General features: G+C 38.7%; 24 protein-coding genes and 1 other annotated feature. All 24 genes read left to right on the top strand.

Annotated features, from left to right (window positions below):
• Positions 1-14 precede the first annotated feature (14 nt).
• The 24 genes from rplK (at position 15) to rplX (ending at position 21,494) form a co-directional block, all read left to right on the top strand.
• Positions 15-440: a 50S ribosomal protein L11 gene (rplK, locus tag COC46_RS08680; protein ID WP_056467373.1), complete on the top strand. Its 426-nt coding sequence runs from the start codon at positions 15-17 to the stop codon at positions 438-440.
• Positions 441-555: 115 nt separating this feature from the next.
• Complete coding sequence (gene rplA, locus COC46_RS08675) at positions 556-1,245, top strand: 50S ribosomal protein L1 (RefSeq protein ID WP_056467376.1); 690 nt, start codon at positions 556-558, stop codon at positions 1,243-1,245.
• A 54-nt stretch (positions 1,246-1,299) separates the two neighbouring features.
• Positions 1,300-1,434 (top strand) — a sequence feature (ribosomal protein L10 leader region).
• A gap of 43 nt (positions 1,435-1,477) precedes the next feature.
• Positions 1,478-1,978 carry a 50S ribosomal protein L10 gene (gene rplJ / locus COC46_RS08670; RefSeq protein WP_098809320.1) on the top strand — a complete coding sequence of 167 codons (501 nt, stop codon included), beginning with the start codon at positions 1,478-1,480 and terminating at the stop codon, positions 1,976-1,978.
• Between the two features lie 56 nt (positions 1,979-2,034).
• Positions 2,035-2,394, top strand: a complete 360-nt coding sequence (gene rplL / locus COC46_RS08665) for a 50S ribosomal protein L7/L12 (RefSeq protein ID WP_056467380.1) — start codon at positions 2,035-2,037, stop codon at positions 2,392-2,394.
• 108 nt (positions 2,395-2,502) lie between these two features.
• Positions 2,503-3,102 (top strand): class I SAM-dependent methyltransferase, encoded by a 600-nt coding sequence (locus tag COC46_RS08660; protein WP_098809319.1) that lies wholly within the window; start codon positions 2,503-2,505, stop codon positions 3,100-3,102.
• A 246-nt stretch (positions 3,103-3,348) separates the two neighbouring features.
• Complete coding sequence (gene rpoB / locus COC46_RS08655) at positions 3,349-6,882, top strand: DNA-directed RNA polymerase subunit beta (RefSeq protein ID WP_098809318.1); 3,534 nt, start codon at positions 3,349-3,351, stop codon at positions 6,880-6,882.
• A 46-nt stretch (positions 6,883-6,928) separates the two neighbouring features.
• On the top strand, positions 6,929-10,537 hold the full coding sequence (gene rpoC, locus COC46_RS08650) for a DNA-directed RNA polymerase subunit beta' (RefSeq protein WP_098809317.1): 3,609 nt from the start codon (positions 6,929-6,931) through the stop codon (positions 10,535-10,537).
• Positions 10,538-10,782: 245 nt separating this feature from the next.
• Positions 10,783-11,205: a 30S ribosomal protein S12 gene (rpsL, locus tag COC46_RS08645; RefSeq protein ID WP_056467392.1), complete on the top strand. Its 423-nt coding sequence runs from the start codon at positions 10,783-10,785 to the stop codon at positions 11,203-11,205.
• A 32-nt stretch (positions 11,206-11,237) separates the two neighbouring features.
• Positions 11,238-11,708 (top strand): 30S ribosomal protein S7, encoded by a 471-nt coding sequence (rpsG, locus tag COC46_RS08640; RefSeq protein WP_056467395.1) that lies wholly within the window; start codon positions 11,238-11,240, stop codon positions 11,706-11,708.
• 233 nt (positions 11,709-11,941) lie between these two features.
• On the top strand, positions 11,942-14,020 hold the full coding sequence (fusA, locus tag COC46_RS08635; protein WP_098809316.1) for an elongation factor G: 2,079 nt from the start codon (positions 11,942-11,944) through the stop codon (positions 14,018-14,020).
• Positions 14,021-14,140: 120 nt separating this feature from the next.
• On the top strand, positions 14,141-15,328 hold the full coding sequence (tuf, locus tag COC46_RS08630; RefSeq protein ID WP_098809315.1) for an elongation factor Tu: 1,188 nt from the start codon (positions 14,141-14,143) through the stop codon (positions 15,326-15,328).
• A gap of 337 nt (positions 15,329-15,665) precedes the next feature.
• Positions 15,666-15,974, top strand: coding sequence for a 30S ribosomal protein S10 (gene rpsJ, locus COC46_RS08625; protein WP_088003795.1), 309 nt, complete (start codon positions 15,666-15,668; stop codon positions 15,972-15,974).
• A gap of 34 nt (positions 15,975-16,008) precedes the next feature.
• The gene (gene rplC, locus COC46_RS08620; RefSeq protein ID WP_098809314.1) at positions 16,009-16,638 is read left to right on the top strand and encodes a 50S ribosomal protein L3; all 630 of its coding nucleotides are present in this window, start codon (positions 16,009-16,011) and stop codon (positions 16,636-16,638) included.
• A gap of 27 nt (positions 16,639-16,665) precedes the next feature.
• Positions 16,666-17,289, top strand: coding sequence for a 50S ribosomal protein L4 (rplD, locus tag COC46_RS08615; RefSeq protein WP_098809313.1), 624 nt, complete (start codon positions 16,666-16,668; stop codon positions 17,287-17,289).
• Positions 17,289-17,579 carry a 50S ribosomal protein L23 gene (gene rplW / locus COC46_RS08610; RefSeq protein ID WP_098809312.1) on the top strand — a complete coding sequence of 97 codons (291 nt, stop codon included), beginning with the start codon at positions 17,289-17,291 and terminating at the stop codon, positions 17,577-17,579. The genes rplD and rplW overlap by 1 nt, the downstream gene beginning before the upstream one ends.
• A gap of 31 nt (positions 17,580-17,610) precedes the next feature.
• Positions 17,611-18,441 (top strand): 50S ribosomal protein L2, encoded by an 831-nt coding sequence (gene rplB / locus COC46_RS08605; protein WP_098809311.1) that lies wholly within the window; start codon positions 17,611-17,613, stop codon positions 18,439-18,441.
• 57 nt (positions 18,442-18,498) lie between these two features.
• Positions 18,499-18,777 carry a 30S ribosomal protein S19 gene (rpsS, locus tag COC46_RS08600; RefSeq protein WP_069033610.1) on the top strand — a complete coding sequence of 93 codons (279 nt, stop codon included), beginning with the start codon at positions 18,499-18,501 and terminating at the stop codon, positions 18,775-18,777.
• A 17-nt stretch (positions 18,778-18,794) separates the two neighbouring features.
• Positions 18,795-19,136, top strand: a complete 342-nt coding sequence (rplV, locus tag COC46_RS08595) for a 50S ribosomal protein L22 (RefSeq protein WP_056467425.1) — start codon at positions 18,795-18,797, stop codon at positions 19,134-19,136.
• A 3-nt stretch (positions 19,137-19,139) separates the two neighbouring features.
• On the top strand, positions 19,140-19,799 hold the full coding sequence (gene rpsC, locus COC46_RS08590; RefSeq protein ID WP_098809310.1) for a 30S ribosomal protein S3: 660 nt from the start codon (positions 19,140-19,142) through the stop codon (positions 19,797-19,799).
• A 2-nt stretch (positions 19,800-19,801) separates the two neighbouring features.
• A complete protein-coding gene (rplP, locus tag COC46_RS08585; RefSeq protein WP_098809309.1) occupies positions 19,802-20,236 on the top strand; it encodes a 50S ribosomal protein L16 in 435 nt (144 codons plus the stop codon).
• Complete coding sequence (rpmC, locus tag COC46_RS08580) at positions 20,226-20,426, top strand: 50S ribosomal protein L29 (RefSeq protein WP_056467434.1); 201 nt, start codon at positions 20,226-20,228, stop codon at positions 20,424-20,426. Before rplP ends, rpmC begins: the two co-directional genes overlap by 11 nt.
• Positions 20,427-20,447: 21 nt before the next feature.
• The gene (gene rpsQ, locus COC46_RS08575) at positions 20,448-20,711 is read left to right on the top strand and encodes a 30S ribosomal protein S17 (protein WP_056467437.1); all 264 of its coding nucleotides are present in this window, start codon (positions 20,448-20,450) and stop codon (positions 20,709-20,711) included.
• A gap of 46 nt (positions 20,712-20,757) precedes the next feature.
• On the top strand, positions 20,758-21,126 hold the full coding sequence (gene rplN / locus COC46_RS08570) for a 50S ribosomal protein L14 (protein WP_088003815.1): 369 nt from the start codon (positions 20,758-20,760) through the stop codon (positions 21,124-21,126).
• 56 nt (positions 21,127-21,182) lie between these two features.
• Complete coding sequence (rplX, locus tag COC46_RS08565) at positions 21,183-21,494, top strand: 50S ribosomal protein L24 (protein WP_098121861.1); 312 nt, start codon at positions 21,183-21,185, stop codon at positions 21,492-21,494.
• Positions 21,495-21,497 lie beyond the last annotated feature (3 nt).

The following is a 21,497-nucleotide window of genomic DNA, read 5'->3' as shown; positions in this document are numbered from 1 at the left end:
AGGAGGTGTGTCTCGTGGCTAAAAAAGTAATTAAAATGGTAAAATTGCAAATTCCTGCAGGTAAAGCAAACCCAGCACCACCAGTTGGTCCTGCACTAGGACAAGCAGGTGTTAACATCATGGGATTCTGTAAAGAGTTCAACGCTCGTACAGCTGACCAAGCTGGTCTAATCATTCCTGTTGAAATCACTGTATTCGAAGATCGTTCGTTTACATTTATTACGAAAACTCCTCCTGCTGCTGTACTTCTTAAAGTAGCGGCTGGTATAGAGTCTGGTTCAGGTGAACCAAATCGTAAAAAAGTAGCAACAGTAAAACGCGACAAAGTGCGTGAGATTGCTGAACAAAAAATGCCTGACTTAAATGCTGCTTCTGTTGAAGCTGCTATGCGTATGGTAGAAGGTACTGCACGTAGTATGGGTATCGTTATTGAAGACTAATCCCATCTTCAATAAGGTGTGATTGAGGAGGTTGCGAACATCTTTTGATGTGTTTTATCGCAACCTTTATTCGTGGGAGGAAAATCCGTTAAAACCACATTAGGAGGAATAAAACATGGCTAACAAAGGTAAAAAATACCAAGAAGCTATTAAATTAGTAGATCGTACAGCGGTTTACGCAGTAAACGAAGCTGTAGAACTTGTTAAAAAGACTACTACTGTTAACTTTGATGCAACAGTTGAAGTAGCATTCCGTTTAGGAGTAGATCCAAAGAAAGCTGACCAACAAATTCGTGGTGCAGTAGTTCTTCCACACGGTACTGGTAAAGTACAACGTGTATTAGTATTCGCTAAGGGTGAAAAAGCTAAAGAAGCTGAAGCTGCTGGTGCTGATTTCGTAGGCGATGCTGACATGATTAACAAAATCCAACAAGGTTGGTTCGATTTTGATGTAGTAGTAGCAACTCCAGACATGATGGCTGAAGTTGGAAAATTAGGACGTGTATTAGGACCTAAAGGTTTAATGCCAAACCCTAAAACAGGTACAGTTACATTTGACGTAACAAAAGCTGTTAACGAAATCAAAGCTGGTAAAGTTGAATACCGTGTTGATAAAGCTGGTAACATTCACGTACCAATCGGTAAGGTATCTTTCGAAAACGAAAAGTTAGTAGAAAACTTTACAACAATCTTTGAAACTATGGTAAAAGTTAAACCTGCTGCTGCTAAAGGAACATACATGAAGAACGTAGCAATCACTTCAACTATGGGCCCTGGTATCAAAGTAGATCCAGCTAGTTTCTAAGATATAAAACAAAGTTGACAATTCGACAAGAACTCTCTATAATGGAGATTGTCTTGCTAATTAAATAGACTACCGTAGACAGTAGGTGCTAACGCTTAATATCCTACCGAGGTGTATAACTGATAAATTCGTGCATATACAACCTCCATGTCTTTTTTGAAAAATTCGTGGAGGTTTTGCTATGGTTACACTTTTGCGGTATACACACTAAAATCCACAGGAGGTGTAATAAATGAGCGCAGTATTAGAAGCAAAAAAACAAGTTGTATCTGAAGTAGCTGCAAAATTACGTGAAAGCAAATCAACAATTGTTGTTGACTACCGTGGTTTAAATGTTGCTGAAGTGACTGAATTGCGTAAGCAATTACGTGAAGCTGGCGTTGAGTTCAAAGTTTACAAAAACACTTTAACTCGTCGTGCTGCTGAAGAAGCTGGATTAGCTGATTTAAACGAATCATTAACTGGTCCAAACGCAATCGCGTTTAGTACGGAGGATGTAATTGCTCCTGCTAAAGTAATCAACGATTTCGCTAAGAAACATGAAGCTTTAGAAATTAAAGCTGGTGTAATCGAAGGAAATGTTGCTACTGTTGAAGAAGTGAAAGCTCTTGCTGAACTTCCATCTCGCGAAGGTTTACTTTCTATGTTGCTTAGCGTGCTACAAGCACCAATCCGCAACTTCGCTCTTGCAACTAAAGCAGTTGCAGAACAAAAAGAAGAACAAGGCGCTTAATGCCAAGATCGCTTAAAATATATAATTTAAAGGTATAAACAAGGAGGAAATTAACAATGACTAAAGAACAAATCATTGAAGCAGTTAAAAATATGACTGTATTAGAATTAAATGACTTAGTAAAAGCAATCGAAGAAGAGTTTGGCGTAACTGCTGCTGCTCCTATGGCTATGATGGCTCCAGGTGCTGAAGCTGCTGCTGAGCAAACTGAATTTGATTTAGTATTAGCTAGCCCTGGCGACCAAAAAATCAAAGTAATCAAAGTAGTTCGTGAATTAACTGGTTTAGGATTAAAAGAAGCTAAAGAATTAGTTGACAACACTCCTAAAGCAATTAAAGAAGGAATCAGCAAAGAAGAAGCTGAAGAAATGAAAGCTAAACTTGAAGAAGTTGGCGCTAACGTAGAAGTTAAGTAATTTCTGAAAAGTTTTTAGGAAAGCTCGCATTTATGCGAGCTTTTTTTGTACATACGGGATTGCTTTTGGGAAGGCTATTGATAAGAAAATATGAAAGAAGGAATTGATATGGCAGATCATTATTTTACAAATCAACCGAATAGTAAAACCGATAAAAAGGTATTTTCATTTACTTTGAGAGGTAATGATTTGAAATTCCAATCTGATTCAGGTGTTTTTTCTAGAAATGAAGTAGACTTTGGGTCGCGAGTTTTAATAAATGAATTTACCTTTCCGGAAATAGAAGGGAATATTTTAGATGTTGGTTGTGGATACGGTCCAATTGGATTATCGATCGCAAAAGATGATTCGAACCGTACAGTAGAAATGGTTGATGTGAATTTAAGAGCGATTGAATTAGCGAAAGAAAATGCGATCGTAAATAAAATAGAGAATGTGAAAATCTATGAAAGTAGCATTTATGAAAATGTGACTGGTGAATACGCGGCGATTCTAACGAATCCTCCGATTCGTGCTGGAAAAAGTGTTGTTCATGAAATTCTAAAAGAGTCACATGATCGATTACTTCCTGGTGGAGAGCTTTGGGTAGTAATACAAAAGAAGCAAGGAGCACCCTCTGCTCTTGAACTACTAAAAGGAATTTTCGATGAAGTAGAGGTAGTAAAAAAAGATAAAGGATATTATATCATAAAAAGTAAAAAAGATTGACTCTAATTTTTGCTTGTGATAGTATTATTAAATGCCAATATATATTTATTTTCAAAAATGATTTTTTTGAAAGTGGGTATATTTCTATATTCTTTGGAAATGATAGTAAAATGACTGTCGTTGAGTTTAATAAATGGTTTTCATTTTGAAACCATTTTATTTTTTGTTTAACAAGTAAGGGAATTTTTCTGCTTATTTGTTACTATTTTTTTGTTATAAATACTCTTGATTTAAGGGGTGAATATGTTGACAGGTCAACTAGTTCAATATGGACGACACCGCCAACGCAGAAGCTATGCTCGTATCAGTGAGGTTTTAGAGTTACCTAACTTAATTGAAATTCAAACAGCATCTTACCAATGGTTTTTAGATGAAGGTTTGAGAGAAATGTTCCAAGATATTTCTCCAATTGAGGATTTCACAGGTAATCTATCATTAGAATTCATTGATTACAGTTTAGGTGAGCCGAAGTATGTTGTAGAAGAATCAAAAGAGCGTGACGTAAACTACGCTGCTCCACTTCGAGTAAAAGTTCGCCTATTAAATAAGGAAACTGGCGAAGTTAAAGAGCAAGACGTTTTCATGGGTGATTTCCCATTGATGACGGACACAGGCACATTCATTATTAATGGTGCTGAACGTGTAATCGTTTCACAATTAGTACGTTCTCCAAGTGTGTACTATAGTGGAAAGATCGACAAAAATGGTAAAAAAGGTTTTACGGCTACAGTTATTCCAAACCGTGGTGCTTGGTTAGAGTACGAAACGGACGCGAAGGATGTAGTTTATGTACGTATTGACCGTACGAGAAAATTACCTGTAACGGTACTACTACGTTCGCTTGGGTTTGGTACAGACCAAGAGATTCTAGACTTATTAGGCGAAAACGAATACCTGCGTAATACACTTGAAAAAGATAACACAGATAGCACTGAAAAAGCGCTTCTTGAAATCTATGAAAGATTACGTCCAGGTGAACCACCTACAGTAGAAAATGCTAAAAACCTATTAATCACTCGCTTCTTTGATCCAAAGCGTTATGATTTAGCTAGCGTTGGACGCTACAAAATAAATAAAAAATTACACATTAAAAATAGACTATTTAACCAACGTATTGCAGAAACATTAGTGGATCCAGAAACTGGTGAAATTATTGTGGAAAAAGGGACAACTCTTGATCGCCGTACTTTAGATCGCATTATTCCGTTCTTAGAGAAGAATATTGGTGAAAAGATTGCTCACCCTGCAGCTGGCGTATTGGAAGATGAGATTACTCTACAATCTATTAAAATTTACGCTCCTGTTGAAGGTGATGGCGAGCAAGTTATTCAAGTTATCGGAAATGCGAATGTAAGTAAAAGTGTGAAAAATATTTCACCTGCAGACATTATCGCTTCTATTTCTTACTTCTTTAACCTGCTACATAACGTAGGTGACACTGACGATATTGACCATTTAGGAAATCGTCGTTTACGTTCAGTTGGAGAATTACTTCAAAACCAATTCCGTATCGGTTTATCTCGTATGGAGCGTGTAGTTCGTGAACGTATGTCAATTCAAGATACAAATGCAGTTACTCCACAGGCGTTAATTAATATTCGCCCTGTAATTGCTTCAATAAAGGAATTCTTTGGTAGCTCACAGTTATCACAATTCATGGACCAAACAAACCCTCTTGCAGAATTAACTCATAAACGAAGACTATCAGCTTTAGGACCAGGTGGTTTAACGCGTGAGCGTGCAGGCTTTGAAGTACGTGACGTTCATTACTCTCACTATGGTCGTATGTGTCCGATTGAAACGCCTGAGGGACCGAATATTGGGTTAATTAACTCACTTTCTTCTTATGCAAAGGTAAATCAATTTGGTTTCATTGAAACTCCATATCGTCGTGTGTCTCCTGAAACAGGTCGACTAACTGATAAAATTGATTACTTAACTGCCGATGAAGAAGATTTATACGTTGTAGCCCAAGCGAATGCTCGTTTAGGTGATGACGGTAGCTTCTTAGATGAAGATGTAGTAGCTCGTTTCCGTGGAGACAACACAGTTGTTAAACGTGAACGTATTGACTACATGGATGTATCTCCTAAACAAGTAGTTTCAGCTGCGACAGCATGTATTCCTTTCTTAGAGAACGATGACTCGAACCGTGCCCTAATGGGAGCGAACATGCAACGTCAAGCAGTTCCTTTATTAAACCCTGAATCTCCAATCGTAGGTACAGGTATGGAATACGTATCAGCAAAAGACTCAGGTGCTGCAGTAATTTGTAAACACCCAGGTATCGTTGAACGTGTTGAAGCGAAAGAAGTTTGGGTACGTCGCTACTCAGATGTAGATGGACAAAAAGTTAAAGGTGACCTTGATAAATATCGTATGTTAAAATTCGTACGTTCTAACCAAGGTACTTGTTATAACCAACGACCAATTGTAAGTGTTGGTGATGAAGTAGTAAGAGGCGAAATTCTTGCAGATGGACCTTCAATGGAAAAAGGTGAATTAGCGCTAGGACGTAACGTATTGGTTGCATTCATGACATGGGACGGTTACAACTACGAGGATGCGATCATTATGAGTCGTCGTCTAGTAAAAGAAGATGTTTACACTTCAGTTCATATTGAAGAATATGAATCAGAAGCTCGTGATACAAAATTAGGACCAGAAGAAATCACTCGTGATATTCCAAACGTTGGTGAAGATGCACTTAAAAATCTTGATGAGCGTGGAATTATCCGAATTGGTGCTGAAGTAAAAGATGGCGATTTACTAGTTGGTAAAGTAACACCTAAAGGGGTTACTGAGTTAACTGCTGAAGAACGTCTTCTACACGCAATCTTCGGTGAAAAAGCTCGTGAAGTTCGTGATACATCTTTACGTGTTCCACACGGTGGAGGCGGAATTATTCTTGATGTGAAAGTATTCACGCGTGAAAACGGTGATGAATTACCACCAGGAGTAAACCAACTTGTTCGTGTTTATATCGTTCAGAAGCGTAAAATCTCTGAAGGGGATAAAATGGCTGGACGACATGGTAATAAAGGGGTTATCTCTCGTATTTTACCAGAGGAAGATATGCCATTCTTACCTGATGGAACGCCAGTTGATATCATGTTAAACCCATTAGGGGTACCTTCTCGTATGAACATCGGTCAAGTATTAGAGCTACACTTAGGTATGGCTGCAAGATACCTTGGCATTCATGTTGCTTCTCCAGTATTTGACGGAGCGCGTGAGGAAGATGTTTGGGGAACAATTGAAGAAGCTGGTATGGCACGTGACGCGAAAACTGTACTTTATGATGGACGTACAGGTGAGCCATTTGATAACCGTGTATCTGTAGGTGTCATGTATATGATCAAACTTGCGCACATGGTTGACGATAAGTTACATGCTCGTTCAACTGGACCTTACTCACTTGTTACGCAACAACCACTTGGTGGTAAAGCACAATTTGGTGGGCAGCGTTTTGGTGAGATGGAGGTATGGGCACTTGAAGCATACGGTGCTGCATATACATTACAAGAAATCTTAACTGTTAAATCTGATGACGTTGTTGGACGTGTGAAAACATATGAAGCAATCGTTAAAGGTGAAAATGTGCCAGAACCAGGTGTTCCTGAATCATTCAAAGTATTGATTAAGGAATTACAATCTCTAGGTATGGACGTTAAAATGATGTCTGCTACAGATCAAGAAATCGAAATGCGCGATACTGAAGATGATGATGATCAAGCTTCAGAACATTTAGCGATGGATATGGAATACGTAAAAGAATAAGTATTATATAGGGTAAAACCTTAGGACAGAAAGGGAGGTAGGCCCCTTGATAGATGTAAATAATTTCGAGTATATGAAGATCGGACTTGCATCGCCTGACAAAATTCGCTCGTGGTCATACGGGGAAATTAAAAAACCTGAAACAATTAACTACCGTACACTTAAACCTGAAAAAGATGGTCTTTTCTGTGAACGCATTTTCGGTCCTACAAAAGATTGGGAATGTCATTGTGGAAAATATAAACGTGTACGCTATAAGGGTGTAGTTTGTGATCGTTGTGGAGTTGAAGTAACTCGTGCAAAAGTACGTCGTGAACGTATGGGTCACATTGAATTAGCTGCACCAGTATCACATATTTGGTATTTCAAAGGTATTCCAAGCCGAATGGGACTTGTTTTAGACATGTCCCCTCGTGCTCTGGAAGAAGTAATCTACTTCGCTTCTTATGTAGTAACTGAAGCAGGAGATACTCCTTTAGAAAAGAAACAATTGCTATCTGAGAAAGAGTTCCGTGCTTATCGTGAGCGTTACGGTCAAACTTTCCAAGCATCTATGGGTGCTGAAGCAATTAAAAAATTATTAAGCGACATTAACCTTGAAAAAGATGTTGATTCTTTAAAAGAAGAGTTAAAAACTGCTCAAGGGCAACGTCGTACAAGAGCTATTAAGCGTTTAGAAGTGTTAGAAGCATTCCGTAACTCTGGTAATGAGCCTTCTTGGATGATTTTAGATGTGCTTCCAGTAATCCCACCTGAATTACGACCAATGGTTCAATTAGATGGTGGGCGTTTTGCAACTTCAGATCTAAACGATTTATATCGTCGTGTAATTAACCGTAACAACCGTTTAAAACGTTTATTAGACCTTGGTGCTCCAAGCATCATCGTACAAAACGAAAAACGTATGCTTCAAGAAGCTGTTGATGCGTTAATTGACAATGGTCGTCGTGGCCGTCCAGTTACTGGACCAGGTAACCGTCCGTTGAAATCTCTTTCTCACATGCTTAAAGGTAAGCAAGGACGTTTCCGTCAAAACTTACTTGGTAAACGTGTTGACTACTCTGGTCGTTCGGTTATTGTTGTAGGACCAAACTTACAGATGTACCAATGTGGATTACCAAAAGAAATGGCGATTGAATTATTCAAGCCATTCGTGATGAAAGAATTAGTAGAGCGTGGATTAGCACATAACATTAAGTCAGCGAAACGTAAAATTGAGCGCTTACACCCAGAGATTTGGGATGTATTAGAATCAGTTATTCGTGAGCACCCAGTGTTACTAAACCGTGCCCCAACTCTACACAGACTTGGTATCCAAGCGTTTGAACCTACATTAGTAGAAGGTCGTGCAATCCGTCTACATCCTCTTGTATGTACTGCATACAACGCCGATTTTGATGGTGACCAAATGGCTGTTCACGTACCGTTATCAAGTGAAGCACAAGCAGAAGCTCGTATTCTAATGCTTGCAGCACAAAACATCCTGAACCCGAAAGATGGTAAACCTGTAGTTACACCATCTCAAGATATGGTATTAGGTAACTATTACTTAACTCTTGAGCGTGCAGGCGCTGTCGGTGAAGGTATGGTATTTAAAGATATTAATGAGGCGCTAATTGCATACCAAAATGGTTATGTACATTTACATTCTCGAGTTGCTGTTGCAGCAAATTCGTTAAATAACGAAACATTTACTGAAGAACAAAATAATTCATTATTAATTACAACGGTTGGTAAGCTGATTTTCAATGAAATCTTGCCTACTTCGTTCCCATATATTAATGAACCTACTCAGAGTAACCTTGAGAAGGAAACTCCTCAAATGTACTTTGTGGCTAAAGGTGCGAATATTAAAGAGATTATTGAAAGTAGAGAAGAAATTGCTCCTTTCAAAAAGAAAATACTTGGAAATATCATCGCTGAAGTATTTAAACGTTTCAAAATTACTGAAACATCTAAAATGCTAGACCGCATGAAGGATCTTGGATTTAGACACTCTACTAAAGCTGGTATTACAGTTGGTGTATCCGATATCATCGTATTACCTGAGAAGCAATTAATTATTGCTGAAGCTCAAGAGAAAGTAGATAAGGTTCTAAAACAATTCCGTCGTGGTTTAATCACAGAAGATGAGCGTTACGATCGTGTAATCGCAATTTGGAGTGATGCGAAAGATGTAATTCAAGGAAAACTGATGGCTTCCCTAAATAAACGTAACCCAATCTTTATGATGAGTGACTCTGGTGCCCGTGGTAATGCATCAAACTTTACTCAGCTTGCAGGTATGCGTGGTCTGATGGCCAACCCGGCTGGTCGTATTATCGAGTTACCAATCAAATCTTCATTCCGTGAAGGTCTAACAGTACTCGAATACTTCATCTCTACACATGGTGCACGTAAAGGTCTTGCCGATACAGCACTAAAAACAGCCGATTCAGGTTACTTAACTCGTCGTCTTGTAGACGTTGCACAAGATGTAATCGTTCGTCAAGATGATTGTGGAACTGACCGTGGTTTACATGTAAAAGCAATTAAAGAAGGTAACGAAATTATTGAAGGATTATACGATCGTTTAGTAGGTCGTCATTTGCGTGCAACTATACGCCACCCAGAAACTGGTGTATTACTTGCTCAAGAGAACGATTTAATTACAGAAGACTTAGCTCGTGAAATTATTGATGCTGGTATTGAAGAAGTTAATATCCGTTCTGCATTTACATGTAATACAAACCACGGAGTATGTAAAAAATGTTATGGCCGTAACTTAGCTACTGGTGCTGAGGTTGAAGTTGGTGAGGCAGTTGGTATTATCGCTGCTCAATCAATCGGTGAACCAGGTACACAGTTAACGATGCGTACATTCCATACAGGTGGGGTAGCAGGAGACGATATTACTCAAGGTTTACCTCGTATTCAAGAGCTATTTGAAGCACGTAATCCTAAAGGTCAAGCAGTTATTTCTGAAATTGATGGTATTATTTCTATTTCTACTGACGCTAAAGATAAACAAGAAATTATTGTTCAAGGTACAGTTGAATCTAGAAACTACCCAGTTCCTTATGGCGCTAGACTAAAAGTTGTAGAAGGTGAAGCAATTGAGCGCGGTCAGGTAATGACTGAAGGTTCAATTGATCCGAAAGAACTTCTAAAAGTAAAAGGTACAAATGCAGTTCAAGAATACTTACTACGTGAAGTACAAAAAGTATACCGTATGCAAGGGGTAGAAATTGGTGATAAACACGTAGAGGTAATGGTACGTCAAATGCTGAAGAAAGTTCGTGTAATGGATGCAGGTGAGACTGATTTATTACCAGGTACATTATTAGAACTACATCAGTTTACTGAAGCAAATAAGAAAACTTTATTTGCAGGTAAGCAACCAGCTACTGCGCGCCCATTATTATTAGGTATTACAAAAGCATCATTAGAAACAGACTCATTCCTATCTGCTGCATCATTCCAAGAAACAACGCGTGTATTAACTGACGCTGCGATTAAAGGAAAACGTGATGAGTTGCTAGGATTAAAAGAGAATGTTATTATAGGTAAGTTGGTTCCAGCTGGTACTGGTATGAACAGATACCGTAAAGTAGATCTTGTTAAAGATTTAAACGAATCAGTTGAAATGAACGAAGAAGTTTTAGTTGAAAAATAAACTTAAAATATTTTAAAACTTGAGTTGACATCAATTGATAAAAAATGATAAGATATTCAAGGTTGCTCCTAGAAAATAGCACTGCTAATCTAAGCAGGTTAGATCCGGGGCTAATTTAGGAATATACAGTTAAAACTGTTTTTGTGAGAAGGAGGGTTTCTTCCTTCTTGCAAAAACTTTGTTTTCAACTTATTATGAACCACCTGGATGTGTGGTCTTATAAATATTTGAAGGGAGGAAAACTCATGCCTACTATTAACCAGTTAGTGCGTAATGGACGTACTTCTAAAGTATGGAAATCAAAATCACCAGCATTAAATAAAGGTTTCAACTCATTAAAGAAAAAATCAACTGATTTATCAGCTCCACAAAAACGTGGTGTTTGTACTCGTGTTGGTACTATGACTCCAAAGAAACCGAACTCAGCATTACGTAAATATGCTCGTGTACGTTTAACAAACCAAATCGAGGTAACTGCTTATATCCCAGGTATCGGACACAACTTACAAGAGCACAGTGTTGTTCTTATCCGTGGTGGACGAGTAAAAGATTTACCGGGGGTACGTTACCATATCGTTCGTGGTGCATTAGATACTGCAGGTGTTGACAAACGTATGCAAGGTCGTTCTAAATACGGAACTAAGAGACCAAAAGCAGCTAAGAAGTAATAAATTACAACTAGCCGAAAGGAGGAAATAACATGCCACGTAAAGGTCCTGTTGCAAAAAGAGATGTATTACCAGATCCACTTTATAATTCAAAATTAGTTTCTCGTTTAATCAACAAAATGATGATTGACGGAAAAAGAGGAAAATCTCAAGCTATCTTATACGGAGCATTCGAATTAATCCAAGAACGTTCTGGTAAAGAACCAATGGAAGTATTCGAAGCAGCTCTTAAAAATATCATGCCAGTTCTAGAAGTAAGAGCTCGTCGTGTTGGTGGTTCAAACTACCAAGTACCAGTTGAGGTACGTCCAGAGCGTCGTACTACTCTAGGTCTACGTTGGTTAGTAAACTATGCTCGTCTTCGTGGAGAAAAAACGATGGAAGAGCGTTTAGCTAACGAAATTCTTGACGCAGCTAACAACTCAGGTTCTGCAGTTAAGAAACGTGAAGATACACACAAAATGGCAGAAGCGAACAAAGCGTTTGCTCACTACCGTTGGTAAGATTAAAAGCAATTTAGTTATTTCTGCACATAATGAATGTTGGTTAAGTCGTTCACCTATTTATTATTTAGCTTGCTAGATTAAATAGGTGAACGTCGGATTACATAACTTAGGATCATAATTGTTCTTTGATTGTAGTGCTTGCTTAACTTAATAACATGAGGTGTGTATAGGAATAACTTTTTCTTGTACTAAAAAATCCTAACTAACACTGGAAGGGAGAAAGAACCCTGATGACAAGAGAGTTCTCCTTAAATAACACTCGTAATATCGGGATTATGGCTCACATTGATGCTGGTAAAACAACAACAACTGAGCGTATCCTTTATTACACAGGTCGTATTCACAAAATTGGTGAAACTCATGAAGGAGCTTCACAAATGGACTGGATGGAGCAAGAGCAAGAGCGTGGTATCACTATCACATCTGCTGCTACAACAGCTCAGTGGGATAACCACCGTGTAAATATCATTGACACTCCAGGTCACGTAGACTTCACTGTAGAAGTTGAACGTTCACTACGTGTACTTGATGGCGCAGTAGCAGTACTTGATGCACAATCAGGCGTTGAGCCTCAAACTGAAACAGTTTGGCGTCAAGCAACTACTTACGGAGTTCCACGTGTAGTATTCGTTAACAAAATGGATAAAATCGGCGCGGATTTCTTATACTCTGTAGGTACGTTACATGATCGTTTACAAGCTAATGCTCACCCAATCCAATTAGCGATGGGTGCTGAAGATAACTTCTGGGGTATTGTTGACCTAGTTGAAATGAAAGCTATTAAGTACAATAATGACTTAGGAACTGACATTGAAACAATCGAAATTCCAGAAGAATATCAAGAACTAGCTGAAGAGTACCGCGGTCGTTTAATCGAAGCAGTAGCTGAGCTAGATGAAGAATTAATGATGAAATATCTTGAAGGTGAAGAAATCACAATTCCTGAATTAAAGGCTGCTATTCGTACAGCTACATGTTCAGTACAATTCTACCCAGTAGTATGTGGTTCTGCATTCAAGAACAAAGGTGTTCAATTAATGCTTGATGCAGTAATTGATTACTTACCATCTCCATTAGATGTACCAGCTATCAAAGGAACATTACCTGATACTGATGAAGAGAAAGTAGTTCCATCAAGTGATGAAGAGCCTTTCGCAGCATTAGCATTCAAAATCATGACTGATCCTTATGTTGGTAAATTAACGTTCTTCCGAGTATACTCAGGTACGTTAGAATCTGGTTCATACGTTCAAAACTCTACAAAAGGTAAGCGTGAGCGTGTAGGTCGTATCCTTCAAATGCATGCTAACTCTCGTCAAGAGATTTCGAAAGTATATGCTGGAGATATCGCAGCAGCTGTAGGTCTTAAAGATACTACAACTGGTGATACTTTATGTGATGAAAAGAATCTAGTAATTCTTGAGTCTATGGAATTCCCTGATCCAGTTATCTCAATTGCGATTGAGCCAAAATCTAAAGCTGACCAAGATAAAATGGGTCAAGCATTAGTAAAATTAACTGAAGAAGATCCAACATTCCGTGCACATACTGACCAAGAAACTGGTCAAGTTATCATCGCTGGTATGGGTGAGCTTCACCTTGATATCATCGTTGACCGTATGCGTCGTGAATTCAAAGTAGAAGCTAACGTTGGTGCTCCTCAAGTAGCATACCGTGAAACTTTCCGTTCTTCTGCACAAGTAGAAGGTAAATTCGTTCGTCAATCAGGTGGACGTGGACAATTTGGACACGTTTGGATTGAATTCTCACCAAACGAAGAAGGAAAAGGCTTTGAATTTGAAAACGCAATCGTTGGTGGTGTTGTTCCTCGTGAATACATCCCAGCTGTAGCTGCAGGTCTTGAAGATTCACTTAAAAATGGTGTATTAGCTGGTTTCCCACTAATCGACATTAAAGCGAAATTATTCGATGGATCATACCATGATGTTGACTCAAACGAAATGGCATTTAAAGTAGCTGCTTCATTAGCTCTTAAAAATGCTGTTAAGAAATGTAACCCAGTTCTACTTGAACCATTAATGAAAGTAGAAGTTGTTATCCCTGAGGAATACTTAGGAGATATCATGGGTGATATTACTTCTCGTCGTGGACGCGTTGAAGGTATGGAAGCACGTGGTAACGCACAAGTTGTACGTGCAATGGTACCTCTTTCTGAAATGTTTGGTTATGCAACTTCATTACGTTCTAACACTCAAGGTCGTGGAACGTTCTCAATGGTATTTGACCATTACGAAGATGTACCAAAATCAATCTCAGAAGAAATTATCAAAAAATATAAAGGTGAGTAATTGATTAATTAGTTCTCATCATGTATAACTATTATGTTAGCTACAAAGGGTGTTTCATCCTTTGTGGCATAATAATAAAACTAAAAATTAATTTTCTTAATTATAAGGAGGATTTTTACAATGGGTAAAGCTAAATTCGAACGTGTAAAACCACACGTTAACATTGGTACAATCGGACACGTTGACCATGGTAAAACTACATTAACTGCTGCTATTACAACTGTATTAGCTAAAGTAGGTGGAGCTGAAGCTCGCGCTTACGATCAAATCGATGGTGCTCCAGAAGAAAGAGAACGTGGTATCACAATCTCTACTGCACACGTTGAGTACGAAACAGAAACTCGTCACTATGCACACGTTGACTGCCCAGGTCACGCTGACTATGTTAAAAACATGATCACTGGTGCTGCTCAAATGGACGGCGGTATCTTAGTAGTTTCTGCTGCTGATGGTCCAATGCCTCAAACTCGTGAGCACATTCTTTTATCTCGTCAAGTAGGTGTACCTTACATTGTAGTATTCATGAACAAATGTGACATGGTTGACGACGAAGAATTACTTGAATTAGTTGAAATGGAAATCCGTGATCTTTTATCAGAATACGATTTCCCTGGCGATGACATTCCAGTAATCAAAGGTTCTGCTCTTAAAGCTCTTGAAGGAGATGCTGAGTGGGAAGCTAAAATTCATGAACTAATGTCTGAAGTTGATACTTACATCCCAACACCAGCTCGTGAAACTGACAAGCCTTTCTTAATGCCAGTTGAGGACGTATTCTCAATCACTGGTCGTGGAACAGTTGCTACTGGTCGTGTTGAGCGTGGTATCGTTAAAGTTGGTGACGTAGTAGAAATCATCGGTCTTGTTGAAGAACCAAAATCAACTACTGTAACAGGTGTTGAAATGTTCCGTAAACTTCTTGACCAAGCAGAAGCTGGAGATAACATCGGTGCACTTCTTCGTGGGGTTGCTCGTGACGATATCCAACGTGGTCAAGTTTTAGCTAAACCAGGTTCAGTTAAACAACACACTAAGTTCAAAGCTGAAGTTTACGTTTTATCTAAAGAAGAAGGTGGACGTCACACTCCATTCTTCGCTAACTACCGTCCACAATTCTATTTCCGTACAACTGACGTAACTGGAATCATCCAATTACCAGAAGGCGTTGAAATGGTTATGCCTGGCGACAACATCGAAATGACTGTTGAGTTAATCAACGCAATCGCTGTTGAAGAAGGAACTAAGTTCTCTATCCGTGAGGGTGGACGTACTGTAGGCGCTGGCGTAGTTGCTACAATCGTTGAATAATTAAACACAAAAAGCTTAGAAGATTAATTCTTCTAAGCTTTTTTTATAAGTAAATTGGAAATATTTTTAATATGCTAGAAAACCGATTCATGCTTGATTTTAATAAATGAAGATAATATAATAACAAAGTACTGAAGACGACAAGAACATTATTTAATTAACTTACAACAAATACTTGCAAATGTATTATTTTTTATGTATAATAGATGATGTTGGTCTTTTACTGCGTAGAAATGGAAGGTTGCTGATACACCCGGCCGCTTTGCCATGGCGAGTGTAAGGAAATTTCCATGGAGTATGTCTATTATTTAAATAGGCGAAAAAAGGAGGGAAAATTATGGCAAAAGAAAAAATTCGTATTCGTTTAAAAGCTTATGATCACCGTATTTTAGATCAATCTGCAGAGAAAATCGTTGAAACTGCGAAACGTTCTGGAGCGTCAGTATCTGGTCCGATTCCATTACCAACTGAGAAATCAATTTACACGATCCTTCGTGCGGTTCATAAATACAAAGATTCTCGTGAGCAATTCGAAATGCGCACTCACAAACGTTTAATCGATATCGTGAATCCAACTCCACAAACAGTTGATTCATTAATGAGACTAGATTTACCATCTGGCGTTGATATTGAAATCAAACTTTAATAACAATATATATAAAATTCAGGAGGTGTGACTTATGACTAAAGGAATCTTAGGGAAAAAGATCGGTATGACACAAGTATTTGCTGAAAACGGCGAGTTAATTCCAGTAACTGTAATCGAAGCTACTCCAAACGTGGTTTTACAAAAGAAAACTACTGAAACTGACGGTTATGAAGCAATCCAAATCGGATTTGCTGACAAACGTGATAAATTAGCTAACAAACCAGAAAAAGGGCACTCTGCTAAAGCAAACACTGCACCTAAGCGCTTCGTTCGTGAACTTCGCAATGCTGACGTAACAGCTTATGAAGTTGGTCAAGAAGTCAAAGTAGATATTTTTGCAAATGGTGACATCGTTGATGTAACTGGAACTTCAAAAGGTAAAGGATTCCAAGGTAGCATTAAGCGCCACGGACAATCTCGTGGACCAATGTCTCACGGTTCTCGTTACCACCGTCGTCCAGGTTCAATGGGTCCTGTTGCTCCGAACCGTGTATTCAAAAACAAAGCTTTACCTGGTCAAATGGGTGGAGAAAAAGTAACTGTACAAAACCTACAAATCGTTAAAGTTGACGTTGAACGTAACCTACTTTTAGTAAAAGGTAATGTACCAGGTTCTAAAAAATCTTACGTAACAATCCGTACTGCGGTTAAATCTAAATAATTAATTTAGAAGAAAGGAGGAAATGAAATGCCTAAAGTTACTATGTTTAATCAAACAGGTGCTCAAGTAGGAGAAATCGAATTAGCAGATGCTGTTTTCGGAATTGCTCCAAACGAACACGTTTTATTTGATGCTGTAATGATGCAACGTGCGTCTTTACGTCAAGGTACTCACAAAGTAAAAACACGTTCTGAAGTACGTGGTGGTGGTCGTAAACCATGGAGACAAAAAGGAACTGGCCGTGCTCGTCAAGGTTCAATCCGTTCTCCACAATGGCGTGGTGGTGGTATCGTATTCGGTCCAGCTCCAAGATCATATTCATATAAATTACCTAAAAAGGTACGTCGCTTAGCGATTAAATCTGCTTTATCTACTAAAGTATTAGAGCAAAGCATGTTAGTGCTTGAAGATTTAGCGTTAAACGCACCGAAAACAAAAGATATGGTTACTGTTTTACAAGGCTTATCAGTTCAAAAGAAAGTCTTAATCGTAACAGCAGACCTAAATGAAAACGTAGCTTTATCTGCTCGCAATATCCCTGGAATTACAGTTATTGCGTCTAATGAAGTAAACGTAATCGACGTTTTACATCATGATACTTTAATCATGACTAAAGCTGCGGTGCAAAAAGTAGAGGAGGTGCTTGCGTAATGAAGGATCCTCGCGATATTATCAAACGCCCAGTTATAACTGAAGCTTCTATGGAAGCAATCGCTGAAAAAAAATACACTTTTGAAGTTGATGTAAGAGCTAATAAAACTGAAGTTAAAGATGCTGTTGAAGCAATCTTCGGTGTTAAAGTAGAAAAAGTTAACGTAATGAACTACAAAGGTAAGTTTAAACGTATGGGTAAACATGCTGGATACACTAACCGTCGTAGAAAAGCAATCGTTAAATTAACTACAGATAGCCAAGAAATCACATTATTCGAAGGCGTTTAATACTAATTACTAGTAAAGGAGGGAAATTACGATGGGAATCAAAAAGTATAAACCAACCACTAACGGTCGCCGTGGTATGACTACTAATGATTTTGCTGAGATCACAACTGATAAACCAGAAAAATCATTACTAGCACCACTTAGCAAAAAAGCTGGCCGTAACAACCAAGGTAAAATTACTGTTCGTCACCAAGGTGGTGGACACAAACGTCAATACCGTATCATCGATTTCAAACGAGATAAAGATGGTATACCAGGACGCGTTGCTACAATCGAGTACGATCCAAACCGTTCTGCAAACATTGCGTTAATTAACTACGCTGATGGAGAAAAACGTTACATCCTAGCTCCTAAAAGCTTAGTAGTAGGAATGGAAATCGTTTCAGGTCCAGAAGCTGATATTAAAGTAGGTAACGCTTTACCACTTGTAAACATTCCAGTAGGTACTACAATCCACAACATCGAGTTAAAACCAGGTCGTGGAGGACAATTAGTACGTTCAGCTGGTACTTCTGCACAAGTATTAGGTAAAGAAGACCGTTATGTACTTGTTCGTTTAAACTCTGGTGAAGTACGTATGATCTTAGCTACTTGCCGCGCGACAGTAGGTCAAGTAGGTAATGAACATCACGAACTTGTTAACATCGGTAAAGCAGGTCGTTCTCGTTGGATGGGTAAACGCCCAACTGTACGTGGATCTGTAATGAACCCAGTTGATCACCCACACGGTGGTGGTGAAGGACGCTCTCCAATCGGACGTAAATCACCAATGTCTCCATGGGGTAAACCAACTCTTGGTTACAAAACTCGTAAGAAAAACAAAGCGTCAGACAAATTTATCGTTCGTCGTCGTAAAAAATAACGCGGTTGTGCTACGGTTCACTAGAACCGTAGGTCAATCACGAAGGGAGGTACCACAATGGGACGCAGCCTGAAAAAAGGTCCATTTATTGATGATCACTTATTAGCTAAAGTTGAGAAATTAAACGAAACTGACTCTAAGCAAGTTGTAAAAACTTGGTCACGTCGTTCGACTATTTTCCCACAATTTATCGGACATACTATTGCAGTATACGATGGTCGTAAACACGTACCTGTATATGTATCGGAAGATATGGTAGGTCACAAACTTGGTGAATTTGCTCCAACTCGTACTTACAAAGGTCACGATGCGGATGACAAGAAAACTAGAAGATAATGAGAGGAGGCACTCCAATGCAAGCTAAAGCTGTACTGAGAACAGTTCGTATCGCTCCTCGTAAAGTTCGTCTAGTAGTCGATTTAATCCGAGGTAAACAAGTTGGCGAAGCGATCGCAATCCTTCGACACACACCGAAAACTGCTTCTCCTGTTGTAGAAAAATTATTAAAATCTGCTATTGCTAACGCAGAGCATAACTATGATATGGATGTTAATAACTTATACATCGAAAAAGTATTCGTTGATGAAGGTGCTACTTTAAAACGTTTCCGCCCTCGTGCACAAGGACGTGCTAGCGCAATCAACAAACGCACAAGCCACATTACAATCGTGGTATCAGAGAAGAAGGAGGGATAATCGATGGGACAAAAGGTAAATCCAGTCGGACTTCGTGTTGGTATTATTAAAGATTGGGAATCTAAATGGTACGCTGAAAAAGATTACGCTGATCTTTTACATGAAGATATCAAAATTCGTGAGTACATCAGCACTCGTTTAAAAGATTCTGCTGTATCTAAAGTAGAAATCGAGAGAGCTGCAAACCGTGTAAACATCACTGTTCACACTGCTAAACCAGGTATGGTAATCGGTAAAGGTGGTTCAGAAGTTGAAGCTCTTCGTAAAGCTTTAAACAACCTTACTAGCAAACGTGTTCATATTAACATCATCGAAATTAAAAGAGCAGATCTTGATGCTAAATTAGTAGCTGAAAACATTGCTCGTCAATTAGAAAATCGTGTTTCATTCCGTCGTGCTCAAAAGCAAGTACTTCAACGTGCTATGCGTGCTGGTGCATTAGGTATTAAAACACAAGTTTCTGGTCGTCTTGGCGGAGCAGATATTGCTCGTTCAGAGTCATATAGTGAAGGTACAGTGCCACTTCATACATTACGTGCGGATATCGATTATGCAACTGCAGAAGCAGATACAACATACGGTAAACTAGGCGTAAAAGTATGGATCTACAAAGGTGAAGTTCTTCCTACAAAAAAGAAAGCTTCTGAGGAAGGAGGAAATTAATTATGTTAATGCCTAAACGTGTTAAATATAGAAGAGAACATCGTGGAAAAATGCGTGGACGTGCCAAAGGTGGTACTGAAATTGCATTCGGTGAATTCGGTTTACAATCAACTGAAGCTTCTTGGATTACTAACCGTCAAATTGAAGCAGCGCGTCGTGCAATGACTCGTTACATGAAACGTGGCGGTAAAGTATGGATTAAAATCTTCCCTTCTAAACCTTACACAGCTAAACCTCTTGAGGTACGTATGGGTAGCGGTAAAGGTGCTCCAGAAGGTTGGGTAGCAGTCGTTAAACCAGGAAAAATTATGTTCGAAATCGCTGGTGTATCTGAAGAAATAGCTCGTGAAGCACTACGCTTAGCAGCTCACAAATTACCAGTTAAATGTAAGTTTGTAAAACGTGAAGACAATGGTGGTGATTCTAATGAAAACTAATGAGATTCGCGATCTTACCACTGCTGAAATTGAATTAAAAGTGAAATCTCTTAAAGAAGAGTTATTTAACCTTCGTTTCCAATTAGCTACAGGACAATTAGAGAACACTGCTCGCATCCGCGAGGTTCGTAAAGCAATTGCTCGTATGAAAACTGTAGTACGTGAAAGAGAAATTAACTCTAATAATTAATCATGAGGGGAGGTTTGCACAGTGAGCGAACGTAACCAACGTAAAGTTTACACAGGACGTGTAGTTTCTGATAAGATGGATAAGACAATTACTGTTGTAGTTGAAACTTATAAAACACACAAACTATACGGAAAACGCGTTAAATATTCTAAGAAATATAAAGCGCACGATGAGCTAAACACTGCTAAAGTTGGCGATATCGTAAAAATCATGGAGACTCGTCCATTATCAGCTACAAAACGTTTCCGTTTAGTTGAAATCGTAGAAGAAGCTGTTATTATCTAATAGATGATCGGATATCATTCCTAATCCGAAAGGAGGTCAATTTGACATGATCCAACAAGAAACTCGTTTAAAAGTTGCTGACAATTCAGGTGCTCGTGAATTACTTACTATTAAAGTATTAGGTGGTTCAGGCCGTAAAACTGCAAACATCGGTGATATCATCGTATGTACAGTAAAACAAGCAACACCAGGTGGCGTTGTTAAAAAAGGTGATGTAGTTAAAGCCGTTATCGTTCGTACGAAACGTGGCGTTCGTCGTCCAGATGGTACTTACATCCGTTTTGATGAAAACGCAGCTGTTATCATTAAAGATGATAAGAGCCCACGTGGTACTCGTATTTTCGGACCAGTTGCACGTGAATTACGTGATAGCAACTTTATGAAAATCGTATCATTAGCTCCAGAAGTACTTTAATTAATGTACTTTAATAAATACTTCAGAAAGCCTTATTAAGGAGGTGCACGAAGAAGATGCATGTAAAAAAAGGTGATAAAGTTCAAGTTATCTCTGGTAAAGACAAAGGAAAACAAGGTGTTATCCTTGCTGCTTTTCCAAAGAAAAACCGCGTACTTGTTGAGGGTGTAAACATCATTAAAAAACACTCGAAACCTACTCAAGCTAACCCACAAGGTGGCATCATCGAGAAAGAAGCACCAATCCATGTTTCTAATGTAATGGCATTAGATCCAAAAACTGGAGTACCTACACGTGTAGGTTACCAATTAGTGGATGGTAAAAAAGTACGTATTGCAAAAAAATCAGGCGAATTACTTGATAAATAATAG

Origin of the sequence: Bacillus sp. AFS041924 (genome assembly GCF_002577195.1) — a bacterium.
In the GTDB taxonomy this organism is placed as follows: Bacteria; Bacillota; Bacilli; order Bacillales; family Bacillaceae_G; genus Gottfriedia.
Note: the sequence above shows the minus strand (reverse complement) of the source record. Positions and strands in the feature narration are given on the sequence as shown.

What these genes read in the sequence shown, in the direction of transcription:
- rpsJ (WP_088003795.1), top strand. Translation starts at nt 15,666, where the DNA reads ATGGCAAAAGAAAAAATTCGTATTCGTTTAAAAGCTTATGATCACCGT.
- rpsG (WP_056467395.1), top strand. Translation starts at nt 11,238, where the DNA reads ATGCCACGTAAAGGTCCTGTTGCAAAAAGAGATGTATTACCAGATCCA.
- rplN (WP_088003815.1), top strand. Translation starts at nt 20,758, where the DNA reads ATGATCCAACAAGAAACTCGTTTAAAAGTTGCTGACAATTCAGGTGCT.
- rplP (WP_098809309.1), top strand. Translation starts at nt 19,802, where the DNA reads ATGTTAATGCCTAAACGTGTTAAATATAGAAGAGAACATCGTGGAAAA.
- rplX (WP_098121861.1), top strand. Translation starts at nt 21,183, where the DNA reads ATGCATGTAAAAAAAGGTGATAAAGTTCAAGTTATCTCTGGTAAAGAC.
- rplA (WP_056467376.1), top strand. Translation starts at nt 556, where the DNA reads ATGGCTAACAAAGGTAAAAAATACCAAGAAGCTATTAAATTAGTAGAT.
- rplB (WP_098809311.1), top strand. Translation starts at nt 17,611, where the DNA reads ATGGGAATCAAAAAGTATAAACCAACCACTAACGGTCGCCGTGGTATG.
- rplL (WP_056467380.1), top strand. Translation starts at nt 2,035, where the DNA reads ATGACTAAAGAACAAATCATTGAAGCAGTTAAAAATATGACTGTATTA.
- rplJ (WP_098809320.1), top strand. Translation starts at nt 1,478, where the DNA reads ATGAGCGCAGTATTAGAAGCAAAAAAACAAGTTGTATCTGAAGTAGCT.
- rplC (WP_098809314.1), top strand. Translation starts at nt 16,009, where the DNA reads ATGACTAAAGGAATCTTAGGGAAAAAGATCGGTATGACACAAGTATTT.
- rpmC (WP_056467434.1), top strand. Translation starts at nt 20,226, where the DNA reads ATGAAAACTAATGAGATTCGCGATCTTACCACTGCTGAAATTGAATTA.
- rpsL (WP_056467392.1), top strand. Translation starts at nt 10,783, where the DNA reads ATGCCTACTATTAACCAGTTAGTGCGTAATGGACGTACTTCTAAAGTA.
- rpsS (WP_069033610.1), top strand. Translation starts at nt 18,499, where the DNA reads ATGGGACGCAGCCTGAAAAAAGGTCCATTTATTGATGATCACTTATTA.
- COC46_RS08660 (WP_098809319.1), top strand. Translation starts at nt 2,503, where the DNA reads ATGGCAGATCATTATTTTACAAATCAACCGAATAGTAAAACCGATAAA.
- rplD (WP_098809313.1), top strand. Translation starts at nt 16,666, where the DNA reads ATGCCTAAAGTTACTATGTTTAATCAAACAGGTGCTCAAGTAGGAGAA.
- fusA (WP_098809316.1), top strand. Translation starts at nt 11,942, where the DNA reads ATGACAAGAGAGTTCTCCTTAAATAACACTCGTAATATCGGGATTATG.
- rplV (WP_056467425.1), top strand. Translation starts at nt 18,795, where the DNA reads ATGCAAGCTAAAGCTGTACTGAGAACAGTTCGTATCGCTCCTCGTAAA.
- tuf (WP_098809315.1), top strand. Translation starts at nt 14,141, where the DNA reads ATGGGTAAAGCTAAATTCGAACGTGTAAAACCACACGTTAACATTGGT.
- rplW (WP_098809312.1), top strand. Translation starts at nt 17,289, where the DNA reads ATGAAGGATCCTCGCGATATTATCAAACGCCCAGTTATAACTGAAGCT.
- rpsC (WP_098809310.1), top strand. Translation starts at nt 19,140, where the DNA reads ATGGGACAAAAGGTAAATCCAGTCGGACTTCGTGTTGGTATTATTAAA.